Origin of the sequence: Pseudomonas sp. ADAK2 (genome assembly GCF_012935755.1) — a bacterium.
GTDB lineage: Bacteria > Pseudomonadota > Gammaproteobacteria > Pseudomonadales > Pseudomonadaceae > Aquipseudomonas.
Window position 1 is genome coordinate 668,022 of sequence record NZ_CP052862.1, and the last position, 11,642, is coordinate 679,663.

At 58.2% G+C, this 11,642-nt stretch carries 11 protein-coding genes; 5 read left to right on the top strand and 6 right to left on the bottom strand.

The features are described 5' to 3' along the window. The first annotated feature begins 3 nt into the window (after window positions 1–3). On the top strand, window positions 4–567 hold the full coding sequence (gene ahpC, locus HKK52_RS03055; protein ID WP_133836445.1) for an alkyl hydroperoxide reductase subunit C: 564 nt from the start codon (window positions 4–6) through the stop codon (window positions 565–567). Window positions 568–693: 126 nt separating this feature from the next. Continuing rightward, the gene (ahpF, locus tag HKK52_RS03060; RefSeq protein WP_169369341.1) at window positions 694–2,259 is read left to right on the top strand and encodes an alkyl hydroperoxide reductase subunit F; all 1,566 of its coding nucleotides are present in this window, start codon (window positions 694–696) and stop codon (window positions 2,257–2,259) included. A gap of 126 nt (window positions 2,260–2,385) precedes the next feature. On the opposite strand, the gene gloA is transcribed toward ahpF, so the two are convergent. After that, window positions 2,386–2,907, bottom strand: coding sequence for a lactoylglutathione lyase (gene gloA / locus HKK52_RS03065; RefSeq protein WP_169369343.1), 522 nt, complete (start codon window positions 2,905–2,907; stop codon window positions 2,386–2,388). Window positions 2,908–3,051: 144 nt separating this feature from the next. Here gloA and HKK52_RS03070 point away from each other — a divergent pair, with 144 nt between their 5' ends. Continuing rightward, on the top strand, window positions 3,052–3,576 hold the full coding sequence (locus HKK52_RS03070) for a DUF4946 domain-containing protein (protein WP_169369345.1): 525 nt from the start codon (window positions 3,052–3,054) through the stop codon (window positions 3,574–3,576). A 218-nt stretch (window positions 3,577–3,794) separates the two neighbouring features. Here HKK52_RS03070 and HKK52_RS03075 read toward each other — a convergent pair whose 3' ends face one another. From HKK52_RS03075 to HKK52_RS03085, 3 genes are all read right to left on the bottom strand, one after another. After that, entirely contained in the window at window positions 3,795–4,160 is a 366-nt protein-coding gene (locus tag HKK52_RS03075) for a histone-like nucleoid-structuring protein, MvaT/MvaU family (RefSeq protein ID WP_123408041.1), read from the bottom strand. Window positions 4,161–4,384: 224 nt separating this feature from the next. Next, complete coding sequence (locus HKK52_RS03080) at window positions 4,385–5,920, bottom strand: EAL domain-containing protein (RefSeq protein ID WP_169369347.1); 1,536 nt, start codon at window positions 5,918–5,920, stop codon at window positions 4,385–4,387. 60 nt (window positions 5,921–5,980) lie between these two features. After that, window positions 5,981–6,850 carry a LysR family transcriptional regulator gene (locus tag HKK52_RS03085; RefSeq protein ID WP_169369349.1) on the bottom strand — a complete coding sequence of 290 codons (870 nt, stop codon included), beginning with the start codon at window positions 6,848–6,850 and terminating at the stop codon, window positions 5,981–5,983. Window positions 6,851–6,919: 69 nt separating this feature from the next. Between HKK52_RS03085 and HKK52_RS03090 the strand changes: the two genes are divergently transcribed. Together HKK52_RS03090 and hppD are read left to right on the top strand one after the other, a co-directional pair. After that, window positions 6,920–7,864, top strand: coding sequence for a DMT family transporter (locus HKK52_RS03090; protein ID WP_169369351.1), 945 nt, complete (start codon window positions 6,920–6,922; stop codon window positions 7,862–7,864). Window positions 7,865–8,116: 252 nt separating this feature from the next. Continuing rightward, a complete protein-coding gene (gene hppD, locus HKK52_RS03095) occupies window positions 8,117–9,193 on the top strand; it encodes a 4-hydroxyphenylpyruvate dioxygenase (RefSeq protein ID WP_169369353.1) in 1,077 nt (358 codons plus the stop codon). Window positions 9,194–9,340: 147 nt separating this feature from the next. On the opposite strand, the gene rarD is transcribed toward hppD, so the two are convergent. Next, window positions 9,341–10,228, bottom strand: coding sequence for an EamA family transporter RarD (gene rarD / locus HKK52_RS03100; protein WP_169369355.1), 888 nt, complete (start codon window positions 10,226–10,228; stop codon window positions 9,341–9,343). Between the two features lie 217 nt (window positions 10,229–10,445). Further along, on the bottom strand, window positions 10,446–11,459 hold the full coding sequence (locus HKK52_RS03105; RefSeq protein WP_169369357.1) for an aldo/keto reductase: 1,014 nt from the start codon (window positions 11,457–11,459) through the stop codon (window positions 10,446–10,448). Window positions 11,460–11,642 lie beyond the last annotated feature (183 nt).

The window sequence follows — 11,642 nt, forward strand, 5'->3', positions numbered from 1 at the left end:
CCGATGCCTATCATCAACAGCCAAGTAAAACCGTTCAAAGCTACCGCTTACAAAAATGGCGACTTCGTACAAGTGTCGGACGCTGACCTGAAAGGCAAGTGGTCGGTCGTGTTCTTCTACCCAGCCGACTTCACCTTCGTTTGCCCAACCGAACTGGAAGACCTGGCCGACAACTACGGCGCGTTCCAGAAACTGGGCGTCGAAATCTACAGCGTTTCCACTGATACCCACTTTGCTCACGCTGCCTGGCACAACACTTCGCCAGCCATCGGCAAAATCGAATACACCATGATCGGCGACCCGACCCACGCCATCTCCCGCAACTTCGACGTGCTGATCGAAGAAGTTGGCCTGGCTGATCGTGGCACCTTCGTGATCAACCCTGAAGGCCAGATCAAAATCGTCGAACTGAACGACGGCGGTGTTGGTCGTGACGCTTCCGAGCTGCTGCGCAAAATCAAGGCCGCTCAGTACGTTGCTGCTCACCCGGGCGAAGTCTGCCCAGCCAAGTGGAAAGAAGGCGAAGCCACCCTGGCTCCGTCCCTGGACCTGGTCGGCAAGATCTAAGTCTGTGACACCAGCAATATCAGGGCGGGTTTCCGCACCTCAGTAAGCTGCAACCGCCCAATAAAAACGCCCGGGCGAGATTCGCTCGGGCGTTTTTTTTCGCCACAAATAAAGGAAATCGCCCGTATGTTGGACGCCAATCTTAAAGCCCAGTTGAAATCGTACCTGGAACGGGTCACCCAGCCGATCGAGATCGTTGCCTCCCTCGACGACGGTGCGAAATCCCAGGAAATGCTTGAACTGCTGAAAGACGTTGCCAGTCTTTCCACTCAAATTACTTTGCTCGACAACGGTGATGATGCTCGCAAACCATCGTTCTCGATCAACCGCCCGGGAGCTGACATCAGCCTGCGTTTCGCTGGCATCCCGATGGGCCACGAATTCACGTCGTTGGTGCTGGCCTTGCTGCAAGTCGGCGGCCACCCTTCGAAAGCCAGCGTTGAAGTGATCGAACAGATCCGCTCACTCAAAGGCCAGTTCAGCTTCGAGACGTACTTCTCGCTGTCCTGCCAGAACTGCCCGGACGTGGTCCAGGCGCTGAACCTGATGGCTGTGCTGAACCCGAACATTCGCCACGTCGCCATCGACGGTGCGCTGTTCCAGGCTGAAGTCGATGACCGCAAGATCATGGCCGTGCCGAGCATCTACCTCAACGGCGAACTCTTCGGCCAGGGCCGCATGGGCCTCGAAGAAATCCTCGCCAAGATCGACACCAGCGGTGCCGAGCGCCAGGCCGAAAAAATCAGCGCCAAAGAAGCCTTTGATGTATTGATCGTCGGCGGTGGTCCGGCCGGTGCTTCGGCGGCGATCTACGCGGCTCGTAAAGGCATTCGTACCGGTGTGGCGGCTGAGCGTTTTGGTGGTCAGGTGCTGGACACCATGGCCATCGAGAACTTCATCTCCGTGCAGGAAACCGAAGGGCCGAAACTGGCCAGCGCCCTGGAAGAACACGTCAAGCAGTACGACGTTGACATCATGAACCTGCAACGGGCTACCGCGTTGATCCCGGCGAAGAATGTCGGCGAGTTGCACGAAGTGCGCTTTGAAAGCGGTGCCAGCCTGAAAACCAAGGCGCTGATCCTCGCCACCGGCGCCCGCTGGCGCGAAATGGGTGTGCCGGGCGAGCAGGAATATAAGGCCAAGGGCGTGTGCTTCTGCCCGCACTGCGATGGTCCGTTGTTCAAGGGCAAGCGAGTGGCGGTGATCGGTGGCGGTAACTCCGGCGTCGAAGCAGCCATCGACCTGGCGGGTATTGTCAGCCACGTTACGCTGCTGGAATTCGACAGCAAGCTGCGCGCCGATGCCGTACTGCAACGCAAGTTGTACAGCCTGCCGAACGTCAACGTCATCACCAGCGCGCTGACCAGCGAAGTGAAAGGCGATGGCCAGAAGGTGACCGGTCTGGTCTACAAGGATCGCGATTCGGGTGAGTTCAACACGGTCGAGCTGGAAGGGATCTTCGTGCAAATCGGCCTGTTACCTAACACCGATTGGCTCAAAGGCACCGTCGAGCTGACGCCTCGTGGCGAGATCATTGTCGATGCGCGTGGCGAAACCTCGCTGCCAGGTGTGTTCGCCGCTGGTGACGTGACCACCGTGCCGTACAAGCAGATCGTGATTGCGGTGGGCGAGGGCGCCAAGGCTTCCCTGAGTGCATTCGATCACCTGATCCGGACCTCGGCCCCGGCTTAAACGCCAACGCTGAAAACACAAAACCCCATGAGTGATCATGGGGTTTTTTTGTGCCTGATGCTGATCGTTCCTACGCCGCTGATCGTTACCACGCAGAGCGTGGGAACGATCGGCGGTGGTGTATTTTTACATCGGCGCCGGCTGAATGATCTCGACCCAGTAAGCATCCGGGTCCTTGATAAACGCCAGGCTCTTCATGCAGCCATCGTTCAAGCGCTTCTGGAAATCACAGCCCAGCGCTTCGAAACGCTCACACGCGGCGCGGATGTCCGGCACCGAAATGCAGATATGACCGAAGCCACGCGGGTCGGTGTTACCGTTGTGGTAAGCAAATTCCGGATCGTTCTCGGTGCCGTGGTTGTGGGTCAGTTCCAGAATGCCGGGGATCGACTTCATCCACTCGGTACGTGCCGCCGCATCGGCCGGGATCTGGTTTTTATCGACCAGTGCGAGGAAGTACAGGCTGAACTCGGCTTCCGGGAAGTCGCGCTTTTCAACCAGCGAGAAACCGAGGATGCGTGTGTAGAAATCCAGGGATTTGGTGATGTCCTTGACCCGCAACATGGTGTGGTTGAAGACGAACTTCTGGGTAGCGGTATCAGGTTGGGCGGTGACGCCGGGGAAGGTGTTCAATTCGTGCAGGCTCATGGGCCCTCCGGAAAATAAGTGGGGCTGGCGATGGTCGCAATGATACGCAAGCGGCCCGGCATCGCCAAACCAAAACGCCCGGCTATTGCCTGTCGGGCGGGTGAGGCTCAGACTTTGTGGCTCAATCTGTGAGTACCTCTCGTAATGATCCGACCGTTTGCATCGCTATTCGTTTTCATGGGTTTGTTGGCGCTGGCCACGGCGTCGCAGGCCGACACCCCGAGCATTACCTGGCCCAGTGGCTGGGAGGTGGAAGTCATTACGCCAAATGACGCCACGCCGCAGGTGTCCCGCCAGCGCGCAGTAAAAAACGACGCCGATGGCAATCAGGTGCTGGTGATGGAACTGACGATGACCCCGGTGGAAAGCGACCACCAGGTGAACTTGCAGGGTGTGTTGCTGGAAATGCGCAAGTCGTTGCAAAAGGACTTTTTCCAGGGCGGGTATCAAAGTGTCTGTAACCGGATTCACCCCACGATGTTGAGCCGACTGTCAGCGCTTGAAACCACTTGTACGGTCACTCAGAACGGTCGACATGTGCTGTCTCAAACATTGGTCGCGGCTGTGGAAGCGGACAGGGCCTATGTTCTTTCCTACGCGGGGCAGGCTGAGGTTTATAAGGCAAGTCAGGACGAAATAGCGGCTGCCCGCAACAGCTTGAAACTTTAGATGAAGAATTGAGCGGCAACGGGTTTTGGCAGGTCCGGCTTTTACATGCCCAAAGGGATTAAACACAAAGTTTGCCGGCAAGTATCGAGCACCGGCGGAGGTGGCTGTCCCCGTTACTAGGCGTTTCCAACTTGATGGGCGACTATCGTTGCATTTGTTAGATATTGTCCATAAAAAAGCCCTGCATTAGCAGGGCTTTTCTTTGTTGCCGCGAAGGGTTAGCCACGCAACCAGGAATCGACGGTGGCGGCACCGTACTGTTCTTTCCAGGCTTTCAGGCCGCGGTGGTTGCCGCCCTTGGTTTCAATCAGTTCACCGGTGTGCGGGTTGTGATAGACCTTGACGACGCGGGCACGTCGGGTTTTAGGCGCTGCTGCCTGTTGCAGGCCCGATTTAGCCGGGTTCGGATCGAGAATGGCGATGATGTCGCGCAGGCTTTTGCCGTAGGTTTTCATCAGCCCCTGGAGCTTTTCTTCGAATTCGATTTCTTTCTTGAGCCCGGCATCGTTCTTCAAGGATTCGAGCTGCTTGAGCTGTTCTTGAAGAGCCTTTTCAGCTGCACGAAATTCAGCGAGTCTGGACAATATCTTTACTCCAATAGTGTGTTTGGCTGATACCAACCGCAAACAAAGCTATAAGCCAAGAGCCTTGAAGCGACTCGGTGATAATGGCTCGCCTGCCAATCTTGCGCAGGCATGAAAAATTGTAGTAGTTAATGGCCCAAGAGTAAATCATGTCTTTTTCTTCATGTAACAACAGCAGTCTTTTGATGCAATTTGGTGCAACGTTTCGTTATTTACCCAGCCAGTTAATGGTGACTTAATGCATTAATGAAGTCCGCACCGGGCATGGGTCGACCGAACAGGTAGCCTTGCAGGAAGTTTACGTTGTGCGCCGTCAGGTAATCGCTTTGCTCTTGGGTTTCCACACCTTCGGCAACAATTCCCAGGTCCAGCTTGGCCGAGAGTTCGATGATGCTGTCCAGAATATGCCGGGAAAGCGCATCGGCACCGATCATGGCGATGAAGCTTTGATCGATTTTCAGGAAGTCCACGTTGAACTGGCGCAAGTACCCCAGGCTTGAATGGCCGGTGCCGAAATCATCGATCGCAATCATCACGCCCAAGCCGTGCAGTTGCTCGAATAGCTGATGAGTCAGGGCCGTCGGTTCGATCAGTTCGCGCTCCGTCAACTCCAGCACCAGGCTGACGCTGCCCGGCGCAAAAGCGCTGAGAAACGTTCGGCAATCCTCCACCAGTTCCAGGTCCTGGCAATGGCTGGCGGTGATGTTGACACCGATATGAAACGGGCGGTCGAACGAGGTCGATAGCGGTGCCAGCAGCGCGGCAGTCTGCTGCATCAAGGAACGGGTCATCGGCACGATCAGCCCCGAGTGTTCGGCAAACGGGATAAACAGATCCGGCCGCACCAAACCTTCCTTGGGATGATTCCAGCGCATCAGCACCTCGGCGCCGCTCCATTTTTTAGTGTCGCCATGCACCACCGGTTGAAAATACGGAATGAACTCACCGGCCTCCAGCGCGCGCTGCAGTTCAACGCTGGGCGACGAAGCACGCTTTTGCAGGACATGCCCGATCGAGCCCGACACCACGCCAAAGAAGATCAGCAGGCTGAACAGCGGCGGGTACTCGCTGCTCATGTAGCGCCAGGTTTCACCCTCGGGAAAACCGGCGGCCACGGTAAACGCATAGTGCTCGGAAACCCGCACACTTTGCGCCACCGGCAAGACGGGCAGGGCACCGTCCTGGACCTTGCCGTCGGCGGACAACCAGTGATTGCCTACCTGCAGCAACAACGAAGTCTGGCGGCCGATCAGCCGCAGCACATTGCTCAAGTGGTAGCCGTCGAGGGTGGTCAGCGCACCCTTTTTTTCATCACTGAGGCGATAGACCAACAACGCGGTGTTGGGCGTCACAGGGTTGCCACTCATCAACCACAACTGGCCTTGGGTGTAGTCGCCGGGGTTGACCTTTTCCTGATAGTCGCCGAACAACGAACTGCAATAGAGGTTGTTGTCCCACACCAGATTGGTCGAACGCACGAACGGCCGGCGCGTCACCTGTTCGCGCAACGCCAGTTTGGCGTCGATGCAACTATCGCCCGCCAGTGGCAGCAACACCCGCGCCGCCTCAGCGGTGTTGTCGAGCATCAGGTTGAATTGGCGCAAAGCTTCGTCGGCGGTTTGTTCGGTACTTTGTTTCAGCGCGCGTCCGGCTTGCATATATAGGATGGCGAAGCCCAGCAGAACCGGGAGCACCCCGCTCAAAATGGTCACAGCAATCCGGGTGCTGCGCTTGCGGCGGGATTTGACGGTCAGTGGCATTGGCGAAACCTGTGGCGATGAAATTAGGAGAATAGATGGCCGTTCGCGCTTATGCCGTCATCAATAGCTCAGGCCCGAGGCCAGTTGGATAAAGGCCAGTGTCGCCGGCGAAGATTGACGCTGATCCAGCACCGCCAACCCGACCTGGCGCTTGACCGCGGGTGACAGCGGCCGTTTCACGTAGCGGCGGTCGTCGTCTTCCGGCAATGAGCTTTCGGCAACGACCGTCAGCGCATCGCCACGGCCCACGGTGTCGAGGGTGCTGAGCAGTTGCGAGCAGCGAAAGCGAATGTTTGGCGTCAGCCTCGCGGCGTTGAACAGCCGGGACACCAGCTCCGAAGAACCGGCCTCGGTCAGCACGAAAGGGTCCTGGCACAAGTCGTTCAAACTCAAGCTCGCGTGCGCCGTCAGCGGATGATTGGCGGGCAGCAACGCCACCATCTGGTCCTCGATCAGCGCAAACGTGTCGAAACGCTCCTCGGGCAGCACCACAAAACCCACATCGATGCGCCGCTCTTCCAACCACTGAATCACCTGACGGTCAGGGCCTTCGTCAATATGCACTTCAATGCCGGGATGAGCCGCGCGGTAGTTTTCCAGAATCTTTGGCAGCAACTTGATCGATGACGTCGGGCCGAATGAGCCGATGCGCAGCGTGCCGCGTTTCATTCCACGGGCATCGGCGGCTTCCTGGCGCAGGGTGTTGGCTAACCCGAGCATTGCCCGGGCGCGCAGCAACAGTTGCTGGCCGATATCGCTGAGTTCGACCTGGGACTGATGCCGACGCAGCAACTCGACACCCAGTTCTTGCTCCAGCGCCTTGAGCGCATGGGACACCGCCGATTGCGAGATTCCCAGGCGATTGGCGGCGGCGGTGAAACCGTGCAGTTCGGCGACGAGGGAGAAGATTTCCAGTTGGGTCAGGGTCATGAGTGTTTACTCATTTTACGATGATCAGATATTAGCCGGATCATACGGCATCTGTTCTTCGGGTGACCTATGACTAGCTATGAACCAAACCTGACGAAACCGTCGGATATGCCGGTATATCTGAAGCTGGCGGCGGTAACGATGGTCTGGGGCGGGACTTTCGTGGCGGGCCGGTTTTTGACCGACAGCCTCAGCCCGTTGTTTGCCGCGAGCCTGCGGTTTTTACTGGCCAGCGTGGCGTTGCTGCTGTTTGTGCTGCTGGCCCGCGTGCCGCTGGTGCGCCCCAGCCTCAGGCAATGGCTGCAGTTGGCGTTATTGGGGTTCTTCGGGATCTTCTTCTATAACCTGTGCTTCTTTTACGGGCTGCATTACATCAACGCGTCCCGGGCGTCGCTGATTGTGGCGTTGAATCCGGCGGTGATTGGCCTGGCATCCTGGCTGCTGTTCAAGGAGCGCTTGAGCCGGGCGAAAGTGGCGGGGATCGCGATCTGTATCGCCGGGGCAGGGCTGGTGATTGTCAATCGCAACCCACAATTGCTCGCGGCCAATGCCGATGCGTGGATCGGCGATCTGCTGATCTTCGGCTGCGTGCTGAGCTGGGGTGTTTATTCGCTGTTCTCCAAGGGCCTGAATCAAACGCTGGGGCCGGTGCAGACGGTGACGTATTCGATTCTGCTGGGCACGGCGATGCTTTGGCTCACCAGCGCTGTGCGCGGCGAGTTGAGTGTCGAGGCGCTCCTCAACCTGGGTCCGCAACAATGGCTGAGCCTGATGTACTTGGGTGTACTCGGCTCGGCGCTGGCCTACATAGGCTATTACGACGGCATTCGTAAAATCGGCGCGACCCGTTCCGGCGTGTTCATTGCCTTGAATCCATTGACCGCCGTGATCCTCGGTGCGCTCCTGCTGGGCGAGCAGTTGACGCTGGCCATGTGCCTGGGTGGCGGGCTGATCCTGGCGGGGATTTACCTGTGCAACAAACCGCTTGCGCCGCCTGGGAAAAAGGGGATTTGATACAGAAGGCGGACAAACCGTTTTACGCTGTGTAGAATCGGGTTACGCATACAATAATAAACGCCTTCTGACACCAGAAGCCTCGCCCGCAAGAGCCTTGGGTCGATAATGAAGAGTTTTGGGTTTCAACTGATCTACGGTGACTTCCTCGCCCGCAGCGTTCGGGGCATCTCCTGCGCGCCACCCGTCAGCGTCAGCATTGCTAGCAACTAACGATCCGTTAATTCTAAGAATGATGATGAGGCGCCAACCATGGCAGATTTATACGAAAACCCAATGGGCCTGATGGGCTTTGAATTCATTGAGTTCGCATCGCCGACCCCGAACACCCTGGAGCCGATCTTCGAGATCATGGGCTTCACCAAGGTCGCGACCCACCGTTCCAAAGATGTGCACCTGTATCGCCAGGGCCAGATCAACCTGATCCTCAACAACGAACCCCATAGCGTCGCTTCGTACTTCGCGGCCGAGCACGGTCCGTCGGTGTGCGGCATGGCGTTTCGCGTCAAGAACGCGCAACAGGCGTTTGCCCGTGCCCTGGAACTCGGCGCGCAGCCGATTCATATCGAAACCGGCCCGATGGAGCTGAACCTGCCCGCGATCAAAGGCATCGGCGGCGCGCCGCTGTACCTGATCGACCGTTTTGGCGAAGGCAGCTCGATCTACGACATCGACTTCGTGTTCATCGAAGGCGTTGACCGCAATCCGGAAGGGGCGGGCCTGAAGATCATCGATCACCTGACCCACAACGTCTATCGCGGACGCATGGCCTACTGGGCCAACTTCTACGAGAAGCTGTTCAACTTCCGTGAAATCCGCTACTTCGACATCAAGGGCGAATACACCGGCCTGACCTCCAAGGCCATGACCGCGCCGGATGGCATGATCCGTATCCCGTTGAACGAAGAATCGTCCAAGGGCGCCGGGCAGATCGAAGAGTTCCTGATGCAGTTCAACGGCGAAGGCATCCAGCACGTCGCGTTCCTCAGCGACAACCTGATCGACACCTGGGATCGCCTGAAGAAAATCGGCATGCGCTTCATGACCGCGCCGCCGGAAACCTATTACGAAATGCTCGAAGGCCGTTTGCCGAACCACGGCGAACCGGTCGATCAACTGCAATCGCGGGGGATCCTGCTGGACGGTTCGTCCGAGTCGGGCGACCGCCGCCTGCTGCTGCAGATCTTCTCGGAAACCCTGATGGGCCCGGTGTTCTTCGAATTCATCCAGCGTAAAGGCGATGATGGTTTCGGCGAGGGTAACTTCAAGGCGTTGTTCGAATCGATCGAGCGTGATCAGGTTCGTCGTGGTGTGTTGTCCACGGACTAAACCACCGCAGATGTAAAAAAGCCCGGTCAGCAGCAATGCTGGCCGGGCTTTTCTTTGGCTGACACATTCCCTTGTAGGAGCGAGGCTTGCCCGCGAAGGCGTCCTTGAGGGTGCCAAAAGCTTCGCGGGCAAGCCTCGCTCATACATTTACATAGGCTTGCGGCGCTGCCGGACCAGGTGCTTGAACCCTTCAAACACCAGCACCACCACCGCCAACCAGATCGGAATATACGTCAACCATTCCCCCGGCTTGATGCTTTCCCCCAGCAGCAACGCCACACCCAGCAACAGCACCGGTTCGACATAGCTCAGCAAGCCGAACAGGCTGAACGGCAACAGGCGGCTGGCGATGATGTACACCACCAGCGCCGATGCACTGATCAACCCGAGTAACGGGATCAACAGCGACAGCCACGGGTATTGATCGAACACGGCGAAACCTTGCTCTCCGCCCCAGACGAACCAGAACGCCACCGGCAGCATCAAGGTCATGTCCAGCCACAAACCGCCGAGGTTGTCGGTCGCCAGCCATTTGCGCAAAACGAAGTACAGGGGATAACCGACCACCACCAGTAACGTCGCCCAGGAGAAACCGCCCACCTGATACAACTCGTTGAGCACGCCGAGGGAGGCGAAGAACACCGCGATCTTTTGCAGGTAGGACAAACGCTCGCCATAGGCAATGCGCCCGGTCAGCACCATCGACAGCGGCAACAGAAAATAGCCCAGGGATACATCGAGGCTGTAGCCGTTAAGTGGCGCCCACATGAACAGCCAGAGCTGCAAACCCAGCAGCGTCGCCGAGACGACCAGGCCGGCGAACAATTTGGGTTTACCGCCCAGGCGCTTGAGGATGTCGAGCGAGCGCCGCCATTCACCGGACACCAGCATGAACACCGACATGCAAGGCACTGTCAGCAGCATCCGCCAGCCGAAGATTTCTACGCCGCTCAGGGGCGTGAGCAGCGAGGTGTAGTAATACATGACGGCAAACAGCACCGAAGCTGTGACCGATAGAGCGATACCTTTAGACAAACTGTCCTCGCGGGGTTGAACGTGAAACGGGGGGCGGAGGATACGTGGTTTTAGCGTAGAACATTGAAGATCGTTCACAGATGATCGTTCCCACGCTCAGCGTGGGAATGCAGCCAGGGACGCTCCGCGTCCCAAATCGGACGCAGAGCGTCCATTGAGGCATTCCCACGCTGAGCGTGGGAACGATCACGGGTCGCGTGGGAACGATCAGTCCGAGTCAGTTGTTGCGGGGGTTACGACCCGGGACGAAATGGCTCACGTCATTGAAGCCCGGTGTCGAGGAGTGGCCCGGCGTCACCAGCGAGTCGATAAACGCCTCATCTTCCGCCGTGATCTTCACCGCTTGCGCCTTGGTGTAGGCATCCCACTGTTCCTCAGTGCGCGGCCCGACGATGGCCGACGTTACGGCGCTGTTGTTCAGCACCCAGGCGATGGCGAATTCGACGATGCCGACGCCACGGCCCTGTGTGTATTGCTGGATCTGCTGGGCAATGCGCAGCGACTCGACGCGCCATTCGGTTTCGAGGATGCGTTTGTCCTGGCGCCCGGCGCGGCTGTTGGCGTCCGGCGTGACGTCTGGTGCGTATTTGCCGCTGAGCACGCCACGGGCCAATGGGCTGTAAGGCACTACGCCCAGGCCATAGGCGTGGGCGGCGGTGATCTGTTCGGTTTCAGCCTGGCGATTGACGATGTTGTACAGCGGCTGGCTGATCACCGGCCGGTCGACGCCAAGCTTGTCGGCCACCCGAATGACCTCGGCGATGCGCCAGCCACGGTAGTTGGACAGGCCCCAATTGCGGATCTTGCCTTGGCGGATCAGGTCGCCGATGGCCGAAATCGTCACTTCCAGCGGCGTGTTGTGGTCTTCGCGGTGCAGGTAATAGATGTCGACATAATCGGTGCCCAGGCGCGTCAGGCTGGCGTCGATGCCGTTGAAAATGTGCTTGCGGCTCAGGCCGCTGCGGTTCGGCACGCCGTCCACCGGGCCGAAACCGACTTTGGTGGCCAACACCCATTCGTGACGGTTGCCGGCGATCGCCTCACCGACGATCTCTTCGGAGCGGCCACCGGTGTAGACGTCCGCGGTGTCGATGAAGTTGATGCCCTGGTCCCAGGCCTTGTCGATGATCCGCAGGGAATCTTCGGTGCTGGTCTGTTCGCCGAACATCATGGTGCCCAGGGTCAGAGTGGACACCTGTAATCCGGAATGGCCGAGGGTGCGATAGCTCATGAACGAAATCCTTTTGTCAGTGAGGAAAAGGCTTCAATCAAATACCAGAACGGTTGCCGGGAGCAACCGGAATATCGACTTGGGCCTGATCGTTCCCACGCTCTGCGTGGGAACGCCTCAATGGACGCTCCGTGTCCGCTTTGGGACGCGGAGCGTCCCTGGCTGCATTCCCACGCAGAGCGT